The 15472-nt window shown below is 63.7% G+C and carries 15 protein-coding genes; 9 read left to right on the forward strand and 6 right to left on the reverse strand.

What is annotated here, in order from left to right; genetic code table 11:
• Window positions 1–9: 9 nt before the first annotated feature.
• The 4 genes from AC1DUR_RS19420 to AC1DUR_RS19435 all read left to right on the forward strand — a co-directional run bounded on the left by AC1DUR_RS19420 (window position 10) and on the right by AC1DUR_RS19435 (window position 4464).
• On the forward strand, window positions 10–1251 hold the full coding sequence (locus AC1DUR_RS19420; RefSeq protein ID WP_477721965.1) for a ribulose-bisphosphate carboxylase large subunit family protein: 1242 nt from the start codon (window positions 10–12) through the stop codon (window positions 1249–1251).
• Between the two features lie 5 nt (window positions 1252–1256).
• Complete coding sequence (oiaK, locus tag AC1DUR_RS19425) at window positions 1257–2630, forward strand: 3-oxo-isoapionate kinase OiaK (protein WP_477721966.1); 1374 nt, start codon at window positions 1257–1259, stop codon at window positions 2628–2630.
• Window positions 2631–2713: 83 nt separating this feature from the next.
• Window positions 2714–3427 carry a transcriptional regulator NanR gene (locus AC1DUR_RS19430; RefSeq protein WP_477721967.1) on the forward strand — a complete coding sequence of 238 codons (714 nt, stop codon included), beginning with the start codon at window positions 2714–2716 and terminating at the stop codon, window positions 3425–3427.
• Window positions 3428–3684: 257 nt separating this feature from the next.
• Entirely contained in the window at window positions 3685–4464 is a 780-nt protein-coding gene (locus AC1DUR_RS19435) for an SDR family NAD(P)-dependent oxidoreductase (protein WP_477721968.1), read from the forward strand.
• Between the two features lie 250 nt (window positions 4465–4714).
• On the opposite strand, the gene AC1DUR_RS19440 is transcribed toward AC1DUR_RS19435, so the two are convergent.
• The 3 genes from AC1DUR_RS19440 to AC1DUR_RS19450 all read right to left on the reverse strand — a co-directional run bounded on the left by AC1DUR_RS19440 (window position 4715) and on the right by AC1DUR_RS19450 (window position 6765).
• Window positions 4715–5014, reverse strand: coding sequence for a hypothetical protein (locus AC1DUR_RS19440; protein WP_477721969.1), 300 nt, complete (start codon window positions 5012–5014; stop codon window positions 4715–4717).
• Entirely contained in the window at window positions 4998–5483 is a 486-nt protein-coding gene (locus AC1DUR_RS19445) for a cupin domain-containing protein (protein ID WP_477721970.1), read from the reverse strand. Before AC1DUR_RS19445 ends, AC1DUR_RS19440 begins: the two co-directional genes overlap by 17 nt.
• A gap of 265 nt (window positions 5484–5748) precedes the next feature.
• Entirely contained in the window at window positions 5749–6765 is a 1017-nt protein-coding gene (locus tag AC1DUR_RS19450) for a hypothetical protein (protein ID WP_477721971.1), read from the reverse strand.
• Window positions 6766–6982: 217 nt separating this feature from the next.
• Here AC1DUR_RS19450 and AC1DUR_RS19455 point away from each other — a divergent pair, with 217 nt between their 5' ends.
• Entirely contained in the window at window positions 6983–7324 is a 342-nt protein-coding gene (locus tag AC1DUR_RS19455) for a zinc ribbon domain-containing protein YjdM (RefSeq protein WP_477719341.1), read from the forward strand.
• A 331-nt stretch (window positions 7325–7655) separates the two neighbouring features.
• The gene (locus AC1DUR_RS19460; RefSeq protein ID WP_477719342.1) at window positions 7656–8048 is read left to right on the forward strand and encodes a TraR/DksA family transcriptional regulator; all 393 of its coding nucleotides are present in this window, start codon (window positions 7656–7658) and stop codon (window positions 8046–8048) included.
• Window positions 8049–8602: 554 nt separating this feature from the next.
• Here the strand turns inward: AC1DUR_RS19460 and AC1DUR_RS19465 are convergent.
• Entirely contained in the window at window positions 8603–10102 is a 1500-nt protein-coding gene (locus AC1DUR_RS19465; protein ID WP_477721972.1) for an alkaline phosphatase family protein, read from the reverse strand.
• A 626-nt stretch (window positions 10103–10728) separates the two neighbouring features.
• On the opposite strand from AC1DUR_RS19465, the gene AC1DUR_RS19470 reads away from it, so the two are divergent.
• Entirely contained in the window at window positions 10729–11682 is a 954-nt protein-coding gene (locus tag AC1DUR_RS19470; protein WP_477722009.1) for a pseudouridine-5'-phosphate glycosidase, read from the forward strand.
• A 334-nt stretch (window positions 11683–12016) separates the two neighbouring features.
• Window positions 12017–12358 carry a histone protein gene (locus tag AC1DUR_RS19475; protein ID WP_477721973.1) on the forward strand — a complete coding sequence of 114 codons (342 nt, stop codon included), beginning with the start codon at window positions 12017–12019 and terminating at the stop codon, window positions 12356–12358.
• 144 nt (window positions 12359–12502) lie between these two features.
• Here the strand turns inward: AC1DUR_RS19475 and AC1DUR_RS19480 are convergent, their stop codons facing one another.
• Complete coding sequence (locus tag AC1DUR_RS19480; protein WP_477721974.1) at window positions 12503–13645, reverse strand: aminotransferase class V-fold PLP-dependent enzyme; 1143 nt, start codon at window positions 13643–13645, stop codon at window positions 12503–12505.
• A 156-nt stretch (window positions 13646–13801) separates the two neighbouring features.
• On the opposite strand from AC1DUR_RS19480, the gene AC1DUR_RS19485 reads away from it, so the two are divergent.
• On the forward strand, window positions 13802–14509 hold the full coding sequence (locus AC1DUR_RS19485) for a Crp/Fnr family transcriptional regulator (RefSeq protein WP_477721975.1): 708 nt from the start codon (window positions 13802–13804) through the stop codon (window positions 14507–14509).
• 36 nt (window positions 14510–14545) lie between these two features.
• Here AC1DUR_RS19485 and AC1DUR_RS19490 read toward each other — a convergent pair whose 3' ends face one another.
• Entirely contained in the window at window positions 14546–15460 is a 915-nt protein-coding gene (locus AC1DUR_RS19490) for a LysR family transcriptional regulator (RefSeq protein WP_477721976.1), read from the reverse strand.
• Window positions 15461–15472 lie beyond the last annotated feature (12 nt).

Here is a 15472-nt window from a genome sequence, read left to right on the forward strand (position 1 = left end):
AGGAAACCCATGAGCGAACGCATTCACGCGACCTACTGGCTGGAAACCGGCGATGACCCGCGGCGCGCCGCCGAGGTGATTGCCGGCGAGCAGTCCAGCGGCACTTTCATCACGCTGCCCAACGAGACACCGGCCCTGAAGGCGCGCTCCGGCGCGCGCATCGAACGGCTGGAGGTGCTGGAGCAGGTCGGCCAGCCCAGCCTGCCGGTCGCCACGCCGGCCAAGGTCTACACCCGCTGCACGCTGGAGCTGTCGTGGCCGATCGAGAACCTCGGCCCCTCGCTGCCCAACCTGATGGCCACGGTGGCCGGCAATTTGTTCGAGCTGCGCCAGGTGTCGGGCCTGCGTGTGCTGGACCTGAAACTGCCGCCGTCCTTCGCCGATGCCTACCCCGGCCCTGCCTTCGGCATCGAAGGCACGCGGCGCCTGTCCGGCGTGGCCAAGGGTCCGCTGATCGGCACCATCATCAAGCCCAGCGTCGGCCTGGACCCCGCGCAGACGGCCGAGCAGGTGCGCCAGCTGATAGCCGGCGGCATCGACTTCATCAAGGACGACGAGCTGCAGGCCGACGGGCCGCATTGCCCGTTTGACGAGCGTGTGCGCGCCGTGATGCAGGTGGTCAACGACGCGGCCCAGCGCCACGGGCGCAAGGTGATGGTGGCCTTCAACCTGACCGGCGACCTGGACCAGATGCGGCGGCGCCATGACCTCGTGCAGTCGCTGGGCGGCACCTGCGTGATGGCCAGCCTCAATTCCATCGGCCTGGTCGGCCTGCTGGAGCTGCGCCGCCATGCCAGCCTGCCCATCCATGCGCACCGCTGCGGCTGGGGCTATCTCTCGCGCAGCCCGGCTCTGGGCTGGGACTTTGCGCCATGGCACCAGATCTGGCGCCTGGCGGGTGCCGACCACCTGCATGTCAACGGCCTGGCCAACAAGTTCAGCGAATCCGACGCGAGTGTGATCGCCGCCGCGCGCGCGGTGCTCAAGCCGTTGTTCGCCCACCAGCCGATGCCGGCGATGCCGGTTTTCAGTTCGGGCCAGACCGGCCTGCAGGCGCCCGGCACCTATGCCGCTCTCGGCAGCGCGGACCTGATCCATGCCGCCGGCGGGGGCATTTTCGGCCACCCGGGCGGCATCGCCGCCGGCGTCAGCGCGTTTCGCCAGGCCTGGGAGGCGGCCATGGCCGGCACGCCGCTGCACGAGCATGCCAAAACGCATGCCGAGCTGCGCAGCGCGCTCGAGTTCTGGTGAACGCCGTGGCCGACAACCGCTGGCCGGACGGCCTGCTGCTTGCCTACTACGGTGACGATTTCACCGGCTCCACCGATGTGATGGAGGCCTTCACGGCCGCCGGTGTGCCGACCGTGCTGTTCCTGCGCCCGCCCACGGCAGACTGGTTGACGCGGTTTCCCGACGTGCGCTGCGTCGGCCTGGCCGGGCAGTCGCGCGGCCGCAGCCCCGACTGGATGGACCGCGAGTTGCCGCAGGCCTTCGCCAGCCTGGCCGGACTCGGCGCGCCTATTCTGCAATACAAGGTCTGCTCGACCTTCGACTCCTCGCCCGCGGTCGGCTCGATCGGCCGCGCCATCGATATCGGCGTGCCGCTGATGCCGGGCAACTGGTCGCCCATGGTGGTCGGCGCGCCGCGCCTGAAGCGCTACCAGGCCTTTGGCAACCTGTTCGCGGCGGTCGACGGCGTGGGCTACCGCCTCGACCGGCATCCGACCATGTCGCGCCACCCGGTCACGCCCATGGCCGAGGCTGACCTGCGCCTGCATCTGGCGGCGCAGACACCGCGCCGCAGCGAGTTGATCGACATGGTCCAGCTGCGTACCGGCGACGCGGCCGCGCGCGTGCAGGCGCTTGCTGGCGCCGACGTGCCGGTGGTGCTGCTCGACGTGCTCGACGAAGAAACACTGGCCGCAGCCGGCCGGCTGGTCTGGACGCAGCGCGGCCGTGGCCTGTTCACCGCTTCGTCGTCCGGCTTGCAGTACGCGCTGGCCGCGCACTGGCGCAGCCAGGGCCTGTTGCCGGAGCAGCCCTCGCTGTCGGTGGCGGCGCCCGTGCCGGTGATTGCCGTGGTCAGCGGCAGTTGCTCGCCGGTGACGGCGGCGCAGATTGCCTGGGCGCAAGGGCAGGGCTTTCAGGCCGAGCGCCTGGACCTGCCGCGCCTGCTCGATGCGCGCGAGAGTGAGGCAGAGATTGAGCGCGTGGTGGCCGCCGCCGTGCGGGCGATAGCGCAGGGCATCAGCCCGCTGGTGTATTCGGCCGCCGGGCCCGACGATGCGGCGGTGCGCCGATTCGATGCGACGGCGGCGCAAGCCGGCTTGGCGCGCGGCGAGGCGGCCCAGCGCGTCGGTGCGGGTCTCGCCGAAGTAATGCGGCGGCTGCTCGAGCGGGTGCCCCTGCAGCGCATCGTGGTGGCTGGCGGCGACAGTTCGGGTGAGGTGGCGAGCGCGCTCGACATCACCGCGCTCAGCGTGGTGGCCGGGCTTGCGCCGGGCGCACCGCTGTGCAAGGTCTGGTCCGAGCGGCGCGAACGCGACGGCCTGGAGATTGTGCTGAAGGGCGGCCAGATGGGCACGGCCTCGTTTTTCGGCGCCGTGCGCGCCGGCCGCTTGCTCGACTAACCCTTCTACTGATTGCTCGACTAAGTGATAATTAAAAACTCACCCCGCCCGAAGTTTTTTCGTCTCCATCCGTACCCGCCACCATGACCACCGAACAGATTCAGCGCCGCAAGCTGTACCAGGAAGTGCTCGACCGGCTGCAGGAGCGGATCCGCAGCGGCGAAATTCCGCCCGGTGCCCACCTGCCTTCCGAACGCGAGCTGATGGAGTTTTACGGCGTGGGCCGGCCGGCGGTGCGCGAGGCGCTGCAGGCGCTGGAGCGCTCGGGCATCGTCGAGATCACCCATGGCGAGCGGGCGCGTGTTGTCATCCCCACGGCCGGGCGGCTGATCGAGCAGCTCGCCGGCGGCGCCCGCCACCTGCTGCACAGCCAGCCCGACATGCTGGAGCACCTGAAGGACGCGCGCGTCTTTCTGGAAGTGGGCATGGCCCGCGTGGCGGCCGAGCGCGCCACCGACGAAGACATTGCGCAACTGCGGCAGCGGCTGGCCGAACACCGGGCCTCGGTCGGCAAGGTCGACGAGTTCATCCAGCTCGACATGGCTTTTCACCGCGAGATTGCGCGCATCAGCGGCAACCCGATCTTCCCCGCCATCCTCGAGGCCCTGTTCGGCTGGGCGATCGAGTATTACCACCCCTTTGTCCGCGCGCCCGGTGCCGAGCAGCTGACCCTGGCCGAACACGCGCGACTCGTCGAGGCCATCGCCACGCGCGATCCACAAGCGGCAGAGTCTGCCATCCGGGAGCACCTGACGCGGGCCAATGAGCTCTACCGCCAGCTGGACGCGTCGGGCTAGCCAAGGCCGGGGCCGGCTGTTGAGATCGTCAGCCTCGCCGGCGAAGTACGTTCGCAAGACGACAGGTCGCTCAAGGCTTTCTCTCGGGCGTTGTCGCGGATATCGAAGGTCTACGGGGGCCTTTCGTGGCAGGCTTCCATCCGATCTGCATGACGTTCGATCACGTTGGAGAATGGCTGCCGGCCGGTATGCAATCACAACAATAACAAGGGATCATCTTTTTTATGGAGCAACTTATGACGTCTGATAATTCATCAATGAATTCATCCATGCCGGTAGCAGTGGTCACCGGCGGTGCCCGCGGCATCGGCCTGGCGATTGGTCAGTGGTTCCTGGAACACGGGCATCGGGTCGCACTGCTCGACATCGACGGCGACACGCTGGCCCAAACGGCCGCCAGGCTGAATGACGATCACGTGCTCGCCGTCCACTGTGACGTGTCCGACCCGCAGCAGGTGCAAGCTGCCGTGGACAAGGTAGGGGCTGCCTTCGGCCGGATTGACGCGTTGGTCAACAACGCCGGTGTGGCGGTGTTCAAACCCATTGCTGAAACTACCTTTGCGGAATGGCGCAACGTGATGGCGACGAACCTTGACGGTGCGTTTCTGTGTACCCAGGCCTGCGCGCCGGTCATGCAAAAAACTGGCGGTGGCAGCGTTGTCAATATCGCGTCCATCTCCGGACTGCGCGCGAGCACACTGCGCGTTGCGTACGGCACCAGCAAGGCTGCGCTCATACACCTTACCAAGCAGCAGGCCGTGGAGCTGGGCAATGTCGGCATCCGGGTGAACGCAATCGCTCCCGGCCCCGTAGAGACCGAGATGGCCAAGCTGGTTCACAGCGTGGCCATCCGATCGGATTACTACGATGCAATCCCGCTGAACCGCTACGGCACAACCGGGGAGATCGCGTCGGTCGCCGGTTTCCTCTGCAGTGCTGCCGCGAGTTATGTGAACGGCCAGGTCGTGGCCGCGGACGGCGGCTTCGACGCTGCCGGCGTAGGTCTGCCCACGTTGCGCAAGCGGGCTGCAGCCTAGGCAATTCATTCAACGGTGCAAAGCGCGTGAAGGAGCATGAGGTGTCATCTCCTTCCCCCGCTGGGGGAAGGCCGGGATGGGGGCTCACGGCGTGGGCGTCGGGCCACCGTGCTTACCTGGTCGTCGCTGGCCCCCACCCAGCCCTCCCCGGAAGGGGCGGGAGCTTCACGGATCCTTAATTGAACCGTATTGGGGCCAGGGCCTGTTCACAGGAGGCCTCACCAGTCGGTGGTGCGCATGCCGACCTGCGTCAGCTACCGGTGTGCTTCCACAGGTTGATCGCGAAGCACACCAGGCCGACGCCGATCACCACCGAGGCCAGCGCCAGCACCGGTTCCACGGCCTGGTTGCCGCCCATAAACATGGCCAGCGTGATCATCTGGACCGGCAGGGCGAGGTTGTGCAGCCAGAAATGAACCTTGGCCAGCCGGGTGTCGGCCGCCGCAGGCGCAGACCGGTACCACAGCCCAAACAAGCCCATGCTGGCCCAGCCCAGCAGGTTCAGATGGGCATGAACCGGTCGCATCGTGTAGTTATGGCTTGCGGCCATGGCGATGCCCAGCGATACGCCAAGCAAGAGATAAATAACGGCCAGACGTAAAAAGCGATTGCCCATGGAGTCCTCCTCGTTGAAAAAACTTGGTGTACAGCTGGACAGCCGCAAGAACCGCGTCGGCGGCCCCCGGCACCCGGCTGCGGTGTCCTTTTTCCGTCGTGTCCTCGAGCAACCGCGCGTTGCGCGGGGCGTAGCGTCGGCGTTCGCCATCGCTTGCTTCGAATTCCATTTCACCGTTGAGGAAGAAAATCCACATGTGCAGGGGTGAGGGAGGCAAATCTCCGACAAACCCGGCCGGCACACGCAGGAATCCGCAGCGGGAGACGGCGGTCAATTCAGACACGCCAAAGGGCGGGGCGGGCGGCGTAAAGTGACGCGTGGACAGGCCGATTTGCAGGTGGGCGAAATGAGGCTCGCCGGCCGTGTCGGAATACAGCCGTTCATCAGTGAGCAAGGATTCCATGGCCGCTCCCTCCGCCCGGGGCTTCCCCGGGCTCGCTGGAGTTTGCCGCACATCGGTGCGTCGCGCAAGCCTCGCGCAGCGGTGCTGCGGCCATGCCCGGCGCATCCGCAGAGGAGGGGTGGAGGGGTGGAGGAGCCCTTGACTTCGTCACCGGGCTGCCCGGCCCGGTGGCATGGCGCCTCCCAGTAGCGCAGCAGCCAGTGGTTGGCTCACCTTGATCAGGCCGAGCAGCCGGTGCGCCACCTTGATCTGTGCAGTCCACTTCTCATTTGCGTTCCTGCCCTCGATCCTCATCTTTGTCGCGGTCTTTCCCCTGTCCCTGCTTGCGCCTTGGCTCCTGCGGCGCTCCCTTGCCTCGCGGCGCATTTTCCTGGCTTGCCCTTGGCGCCTGCTGCTCATGCGGGGCCGCCCCTTGCGGCGGCTCCCGACGCTGATCCTGCATTGCTGGGCCTCTTTGTTGAGGACGGGCCTGGCTGGGGGCTGCCCGCTGATCCTCTTCGCCTCCCCGTTGCGGCGGCTGTGAACGTGGGGTGACCGGCCGACCCTGCTGCTGCTGCGGTGGCTGATCAGGCCGCTGGATATCCTGCTGCCTGGCACTTCTCTGCCTCTCTTGCTGCGCTCCCGGCTGTTCCCGCTCAGAAGGCGCGGGCGCTTTTTGCGCTGCCAGCCCCTGACCCTGATAGTGCTGCCGCACTACGGTGTCGCGCGGCTGGTAACGGTAATTTCGGTTGTGCAGGGCCTGCTGCTGCGCCACCACCTGGGGATACCGATCCCCTGAATACTGCCGCTGGTAGACAGGCAGCGGGGCGGGCGCTGGAGCAGCACTCCGGTTCCACTTGTCCCATCCTCTCCGATGCCGCTCCCATTCATTGCCCCAGTGCTCACCCCAGCGCGGCGGCGCATCCGGCCGCCACCCATAAAAGTACCCAGGCGGAACCCGGTAGTAGCGCACCGGGACTCGCAGGATGAACACCGGCACAAATTGAGGCTCCACCAACCACCAGGGCCCGTTGTACCAGGAGCTCGCGTACCAGGTGTCGTACTGGTATACCCAGTACATGCCATCGTAGAAGAAGAAGTTGGAATTCAGCCGCGGAGCGTAGTAGACCGGGTAGCCCGGCACCCGGACGAGATCCGGGAACAACTGCAGGTGGATCCCGATGCTCACCTGGGCAATGGCCGAAGTCACTGACCCAAGCAGCATCCAAAGCACAATAAGTAGGTAGCGCATCTTGTCCTCCAGTTCGATCACCGAGGCGGCGTGTCGACTGGGGAAAGTCACATCTGCCCCGACTCTTCAAAAAAGCCTCCGTGCCAGATGGTTCGATTCCGCCAGTGACATGCCTTGTGCCATCGTACGCCCGGCGAGCGGATAGGGCTAGTATGAATACGAATGCTCGGCCTGGTCAGAGATCTCTACAAAGCAGGCAGGCAGGGGTCGCCCCGGCCCGTGATGGATACTTCAGGTTGTCTCAACCACCTGCGATTTGAACGGAATCATGCCCACCATCCCAGCCTGCCCCCAGTGCGCTTTGGAGAACACCTACCCTGACGGTGACAACTATGTTTGTGCCGACTGCGGCCATGAATGGCCCATGCTGGAGGCCGCGGACGCTGATGACGGCGCAGACGCCATGGTCAGGGATGCCAATGGCAACGTGCTGGCCGATGGCGACGCCGTGGTGCTCATCAAGGACCTGAAGGTCAAGGGCTCGTCCATCACCCTCAAAATGGGAACCAAGGTCAAAAGCATTCGCTTGGTCGGCGGCGACCATGAGGTGGACTGCAAAATGGACGCCGGCAGCTTCATGCTGAAAGCCTGCTACCTGAGGAAGGCCTAGCCGTCGGACTGTGCAGGCGCCCAGCCACATGCTGCGGTCGGGCCCGGTCTGGAACTCCGGCGGTTTTAAGGTGTCCGACCGTTAAAGGACTCAACAGCCCTGGAAAAATGCGCCGAAATGGCATATCGATTTTTGCTTCGTGACCCGATTTATGAAATCACGCGCCACTTTCGCTGGCGAAACTCTCGTCGGTGTACGTTTTTTCGCCACACCTGTATGCTATGTCTACATCACAGGCATCGTGCTGCCGGTCGCCGGTCGCCGGTCGCCGGTCGCCGGTAGCGCTGGAGCCACCTGACAGGCACGACATTTACATTTGCTGCACCCGACCATGACGACCCTGAAAAACGAACAGCTCGACCTGCTGCGCCGCGCCCTCGCCGAACGCGACGCGCAGTTGCAGGTCGATGTGCGCGCGGCCAGGGAGGCGGCCGCCGAGCGACCACCCGCGACCGCGCGCGAGGTGCAGGACCCGGGCGAGGACGCGGAAGAGCGTTTCCGTCACGGGCTCGAACATGTCGACCTGCAGCGTGACGAGGAAGAGCTGCGCGCCATCCAGCAGGCGCAAGAGCGCATGGCCGACGGCAGCTATGGCAGTTGCATCGACTGCGGCCAGCCCATTCCCTTCGAGCGCTTGAAGGCGCAGCCGAGCGCGTCACGCTGCATCGTGTGCCAGACGCGCTTCGAGCAAGGGCGCGACACCACCCCGCGCTACGTGGTCTGACGCACCACGACCCGGTCGCCTCCGGCAAACCGCGCGACCGATGCGGCCACCCATGCCGCGGCGGCGGCAGTTCGCAACGGCCCAACCCCGGTATCGCCACCCAGGAGGGGGCGGGCGCTGGAGGAAAGTTCTGACCACTTCCGCTGATGATGGTAAGCGGCAGCTGGCGGGCTCAAGTTACTGGCGGACTACCTTTGTCGACCCTGAGCGGTTAGAGACGATTTGTTTCTCGACGGACCGCAAAGCAGCGAGAGCTGCCGATCGCCAATGGCAGCTTTCTGGTTGCCCAATCTCCCTCCGGTCAGCAGTCGTCCGTGGCAGCCCGCAGTGTGCCCAAAGCCGTCATCTGGTAGGTTGGGCTGAGCGTTGCGATGCCCAACATGGGTACGGTGAATATGTTGGGCTGCATTTCATTCAGCCCAACCTACGTGCTAGCGTTGGCTATTCTGATTGCCGGCTTCGTTGACCGGATCGTTGGCCTCGCGCCGCCCAAGCTGGTCCAGCTTTCGTCATCTGCCCACCTCTCCCGAAGCACCCACCAACCTAGCCCGACGTCATGGGGTCTGCGAGAAGTCAAAGGCATTAAGTAGGTTGTTCGCGGCAGCGTCTCGACTCCCTAGAGGCGCTAACTGCCAGCGGGTTTCGATGAATTTCAAGATCGAAGTGGTCTCAGAGGGCGTGTGATCGACGAAGTGGCGTTTGGCGTAGGGCGAGATGATGATGGCGGGTACCCGGACTCCTGGACCCCACCGATCGCCCTGCGGCGGCGGAACGTGATCCCAGCGCCCGCCACCCTCATCGTAGGTAATGATGATCACGCTGTCCTTCCAGACGGCACTGTCCTGCACCGCTTGCACCATGTCGGCTACGTACCGCTGGCCTGACAGTAAATCTGTGTAACCCGGGTGTTCGTTGTGCGCACCGATGGGCTTCACAAACGCCACCGCCGGCAGGTTGTTGGACCGGAGGGCAGCGAAGAAATCCTGCACGTCCTTCAAGTGCTCGGCACGGGCGGCGGTTCCGTCGGCGTAGCGGGCGAAGTAGTTGAACGGCTGATGATGAAACTGAAAGAGCGGCTCCGGGCGTCCGGCGACAGCGTCGTTCCAGCCCTCTGAGTACCAGGCCCAGGAGATCCCCTTTTCGCTCAGCCGGTCCCCGATCGTCGGCATGGTCAGCAGCGGCATCAACTGGGCTGGATCGTGGATGGTCGCGGGATACGGCTGGTTCGCTGCATAAACGGTATGGACGACATAGCCGTCCGGAGTGACCGACCCATCCTTGACAACGACGCCATGTGCGTCGAGTTGAATGACCAAATTGGCCGGTGCGTTCGGCCAGACGGGGGTGCAGCTACAGATCAGCCAAAAGTGGTTGATGAGTGACCCGTCAAAGGCCGAGTGGAAAAAATGATCCGCCAGGGTGTACTGCTGCGCCAAGCGGCCAACGGGCAAGTAGGTTGCGTCATAGTAGCTCATCGCCAGCCCGCCATTCTCGCTCCAGGCCGCAAACCCGTCCATGCGGCCGCCGTCGATCTGGCGCCGCTCTTGAAAGGCCCGATTTACGATGTCCCCCGTCTTATGGTCAGGCGAAACATACCGGGCCGCGTCATAGGGAGCGACCGGTAAATTCGTTGGGAATCGCGCGTCCGGGGCTGGTGGTTTCTTTGACGTATCGAGCGGCTGCGGAAGTGTCGTGTAAGGCGTTCCGTCCTTCTGCATCTGTCTCATGCGCTCCCCTGCATTCGCCAAGCCATCGGCCCCGGGAAACTTGCCATACAGGCCGTCAAAGCTCCAATTCTCTTGAAAGATCACGATGACGTGTCGGATCTTCTCGAGCCCAGAGGGCTGCGCAACGTTACGTGAGTCTGCCGGGAGGGAGGCCGTGCAACCGGTAACAACAAGTAGCAGGGCCGCGAAGCAGGGCCAGGCTGCCACTGTCATAACGCGCCCTGAGAGCAGAACGAAAAGATGAGACCAGGAGTTTTGATATGAACATGGATTTCCGCTATGACGCATGAACGCACCGATTGCGAGAAAAACGCTTTTGTGGTCCATGGCTTCCTCCAAGGAATCAGGCTAGACGCGCGGCGGCCCAAAGTATTCATGCTACGCCTGGCAGGTCAAAAGAAACCTTGTACCGGTGTAACTTGAGCGCAGATGCGGTAACCAAAGGCTCATAGTGTGCAGATCACAGCTTCGGGCCGGGCTTAGAAAGCCATTCGCCGAGCGGTGCTCTTAACACCCAGTGGTGCCCACTTTTGCCCGGATTGAGGACCCGAGTCGCGCTCGAACTTCCCGGGCTATTCTATTGAGGTAGCGCTTCGCCAATGTCCGGAATTGGGCCGGGTGCGGGTGCAGCGATCAGCGAAATCGACGCCACATTGCCGACACCCAACCTGCCGATGTCAACGCCGGGTATGGAGCGAGTATTTCGGAAATCTCTACAGCCGCTGTCAGTCTCTTGCAGGCATTCGACGACACACGTTTGACCGGCAGCTGTTGGCCGACTCCCGAAGTTGAGCCCACCTGCTGCGGCAATCCAGTGGGTTCTTGAGTCAACCGTGCGATTCACGCTCGCTGCACCATTGGCACCTTGAACAAGCACCCCGCGCCTGCCCAGCAAACCCCAGACCAGCCTTATGCTGCACACTTGGGTGAACTACATCGTTGAAAGCATCGCCATGGTTGCCAACCTTGCCCACTCCTGGCTGATCCGCAGCGCGCCCGTGGCCGCTGCACAGGCCGCCGGCCGCCCGCTCGTGGCGCTGGAATCGACCATCATCGCCCACGGCATGCCCTACCCGGAGAACATTCGCACTGCGCGCGAAGTGGAGGCCTTGATCCGCGACCTGGGGGCCGAGCCAGCAACCATCGCGCTGATCGGCGGGCGCATCCGCATCGGCCTTTCGGACGACGAGCTGGAGCTGCTCGGCCGCTCGGGTCAGGCACACAAGGTCAGCCGCCGCGACCTGCCGGCCGTGCTGGCCAGTGGCGGGCTCGGCGCCACCACGGTGGCCGGCACGATGATCTGTGCCGCGCTGGCCGGCATTGAGGTCTTCGTCACCGGCGGCATTGGTGGCGTGCACCGCGGCGCGCAGGAGAGCTTTGACATCTCGGCCGACCTGCAGGAACTGGCGAAGACCTCGGTGGCGGTGGTCTGTGCCGGTGCGAAGTCGATCCTGGACATCGGACTCACACTGGAATACCTGGAAACGCACGGCGTGCCGGTGCTCAGTTGCGAGCAGGACAACTTCGCCGCGTTCTACACGCGTGACAGTGGCTTTCGCGCGGACTTCAGGCTGGACGACGCTGCGGCGCAGGCACGCTTCATCCGCACCAAGTGGGACCTGGGCCTCGCGGGCGGCGTGATCCTGAGCACGCCGGTGCCGCAAGCGGCCGCGATGCCGCGCGAAGAGATCGACGCGCTGACGCAGCAGGCGCTCGCCGAGGCCAAGGCGCAAGGCGTCACCGGCAAGGCCGTGACCCCCTTTCTGCTGGCGCGCATCAAGGCGCTGACCGGTGGGCGCAGCCTGGCGACCAACATCGCGCTGGTGAAACACAACGCCGAGGTGGGGGCAAGGCTGGCCCTTGCCCTGGCGTTGGCACAGGCGGGGCGTGGGGCGGGCCCAGCGTAGCCGCCTGAACGTCCGCGATTCACCAAGCTTCGCTCCAGCTTCCAGCCTCCTGGCCGGGTCCAGCAGGTCGGGCTGTCAATGTCACCGTCCCCTTCTGGCATCGCTGCATGGTGCTCATTCGAGCTGCAAATCGTATCTGACTGCTCTGGGCATGCGAGCGGCATTGATGGCAGTCGGGCATGGTGCGACCGGCTGCTCAATTGCTCAATGACAACAAATTTCCGGGCAGATTCCTCTCGATTGAATGCCGGCGTGGAGAACGAACCAAAATATTGGAGACAATACGGTACTGGCGAAATATCTCAGCCAGGTAAATAAAAAAGGAAATTCTGAAATGGCAACTGCGAAAAAAATGGCTCCAAAGGCTGCGGCAACTCCAAAGAAAGTAACGGCTCCTGCGAAAGTGGTGAAGCCCGTTGCCAAGGCCGCTGTGAAAAAAGCCCCCGTGTCGAAGACAGCCAAGGCTGTTGCAAAACTTGGCGCAAGCATCGCGAAGCTGACCGAACGCAAAGACAAAATCAATGCAGAAATCAAAGTCCTGCGTGATCAACGTGCTGCGTTGAAAGTGGTTCCAGTGGCTCCTGCGCCTGCAGCACCAAAGGCAAAGGCTGCCCCCAAGGCAGCCCCTAAAGCTGCAGCGCCAAAGAAAGCGGCAAAGCCGACTGCCAAGAAGTAATATTCTTTAGCAACACTGTTGCTTGGCAAGAAAAAAGACCCTTCGGGGTCTTTTTTTCTTTGGGGGGACGGATACAACGGATACCCAGCGCCCTGCATCTTTCCGCTACAACCGTGACGGCGCCACCGTGTGCTCCCAATGCGCTTACCGCACACCACTCAGCGCGGCCAATGCACGAATGGCACTGATCACCTCCAGCTCGGTGTTGTAGAAGTGCGGTGCGATCCGGATGACGTCGTTGCGGGCTGACACGACATAACCCTGCGCGAGAAGTTGACGCTCCGCTGCGGAGGCGTCGCTCACGCGTATGGCAGTCGTTGATGCCTTGCGCGCAAGGTCGCGGGGGCTTTCGATTTGAAGCCCCAGGCGCTTCGCTTCATCAAGGGCGACGCCAGACAGGTGCTTCAGGTAACTTTCGATCAAATTCACATCCATCGAACCGATGAGCCCCAGCGCCGCACGCGCCGCAAAGGCGTTGATCATGGGCGGTGTCCCGGTGTTGAAGCGTGAGGCGCCAGGCGCGAAATCCAACTGGCGGATATCGAACGCGAACGGATTAACGCGGCCAAACCAACCGGTGTTGCTAGGAAACAGCTGTTCTGCCACTGTGCGGCGTACGTACATAAAGGCGATGCCCGGGCAGCCGAGCAGGAATTTTTGCGCGCCCGAGGCCAGAATGTCGATCCCGTCGCGTTGCACGTCAATGCGCACCGCGCCAGCGGATTGGTATGCATCGACAAAGACGAGCGCGTCCTTCGCATGCGCAAGTTCGGCAATGCCGGCTATGTCCTGCTGAAAGCCGTTGTAATAGGACACGTGTGACACGCTCACCAGGGCCGTACGCTCATTGATTTGTCTGGCGTAGGCGTCCAGGCTGATGCAATGGCCTTCGTCAGCTTCGACAAAGTCTACGTGCGCGCCTTTGCGCTGGTGTGCCAGCCAGACATGGCCGACCGACGGAAAATCGATGTCGCCGACGACAATGCCGTTCTTCTCCGGGGTGAAGTTCATGGCGCTGCCGATGGACGAGGCGGCGTCGGACACGGACGACATCGCGGCGACCTCGTCGGGGTGGGCGTTGATCAGACGGGCGAAAGCCGCCTTGGCCTCGTTCACCGCATCCATCCAGCCCGACCAGTCCATGCCCCTGTCGCGCCAGGATTTCAGATAATCCCCGATAGCCTGCTCGACCGGAAGGCTCAAGGCGCTTTGCGAGCAGCTCGACAGTTGTGCCTTCGAAGTCAGAATCGGGAACAGTTCGCGGGTGTGTTCGAAAGGGTGGCGCATGGATTCTTTCCTTGGGTTTGGTTTGAATGCGGATAGCTTGCAGCGTAGCTGCGAGTCACGCGCAATTCTGCAAAGCGCTTTACATTGCGGGCCAACAACAACAGCGCGCGTGCTGAACTGGCGTGGGGGCCGGTCCCGCGCCGTGGCGAGTGCACCATGACCGCGGCGCTGCCCCCGGCAAACGGCGTGGCCAGCCATTGCCGCGCGTTCTGGCTTGAAGACCTGGGCTACGACTGGCAGGCGCTTACCCGCGGCCGCCCGCAACGAAGGCTGGCCAAGGAGGCGGTGCTGTTTCACCAGGGCGGAACTGCCTCCACGTTGTATGTGGTGGTGCAGGGGAGGGTTCGCCTGGTGACGTATTCCGCTGCGGGCAGGGAGCGCCATCTGGCAGTGATCGGTCCCAATGGCCTGGTGGGCGACTGCGGCATGGTGGACCCGGGTCGGCACCTGACTTCGGCGGTGGTTTCGGCCGATGCCATGGTGTACGAGGTACCGGTACCCGAGGCGCTGAAGGCCATGCAGGCCGAGGGCACCATCTTGCGCCAGGTTCTGGCGTTCTCGGACCAGCGCTTTCAGGTCATGATGCATCACCATGACCTCCTCCGCGCGGGCGCCGCGATCAAGCGTGTGAGCTTTGCCCTGCTGGGGCTTGTGCACGTCTACGGCGTGCCGGACGCTCGCGGCCGCCGCATCCGCATCGGCTTTACGCAGGAAGAAATGGCCAGTCTTTGCAGCATCTCCCGGGTCAGTGTCTCCACCGCTTTCGGGGAGCTTGCCGGGCGTGGCCTGGTGTTGCGGGATGCCCGGCGGGTGATTGTCCGCGACGTGGCTGCACTGCAAGCATTGGCGCAGGACAGCGCATGACACTCATTGGTAGGCAGGCAGGCAGGCAGCCGGCCGTCAAACCTCCGCGTCGCCCAGTCGGCCCTTGATATAGTCAAGAAACGTTTTCACCACACCGGGCAGCGTGCGGCCCACCAGCGTCTGAAGTTCGATGTTGCGGTTATCCAGATGTCGCTCGCGCAACGGCACTGCAACCATGGTGCCATCCGCCAGAAACCGGCGCACTGACACCTCGCCCGCCACCGAAGCTATTCCCCCGGAAAGGACAAAACGGTGCAGCGCAGTGGCGCAGTTGCTGGCAACGTGTGGTTCTATCACCAGGCCCACACGACTACAGGCGATGTCGAAGATCTGACGAAGGCTGTTCTCCGCGGTGGGCAGCGCCAGCGGATACGCAGCGAGTTGGTTCAAGGTGATGCTTTTCGATCGTGCCAGGGCGTGGTCCGGCCGCATGATGACCATGACCGGCGCGGGCTGGCGATGTTCGACCTTGATTTCCTTTTGCGCCAGCCGGTTGAAGGTCAGCCCGATGTCGGCATCGCCGTTGCGCACCATGTCAGAAACGTCGGCCGGCCCAGCCACGTTCAGGCTGAAATGGATGCCTGGGTAGCGCTGCTGGAAGTCGATGATCAATCGAGGCAGGAAGTCGATCGCAAATCCTTCGGTGCAGGCGAGGCTCACATGGCCTTTGTGCAGTCCCTGCAGCGCCAGGATATCGGCCACGACACGGTCGGCTTCCAGTGCTGAGTGACGCGCGTGGGCTGCCAGCACCTCGCCCGCAGCGCTCAACACCATGCCGCGAGGCCTGCGCTCGAACAATTGCACCTCCAGCACATGTTCCAGGCTGCTGATCTGACGGCTGATGGCAGAAGCGGCGACAAAAAGCCGTTCCGACGCTTCGCTGATCGAGCCGCATCGCGCCACTTCCAAAAAGTACCGAAGCGATGTTTCCTTGAGGTGGTCGGACTTCATAGGTTTACCCGT

It is taken from the genome of Polaromonas sp. P4_F4, from assembly GCF_056401355.1.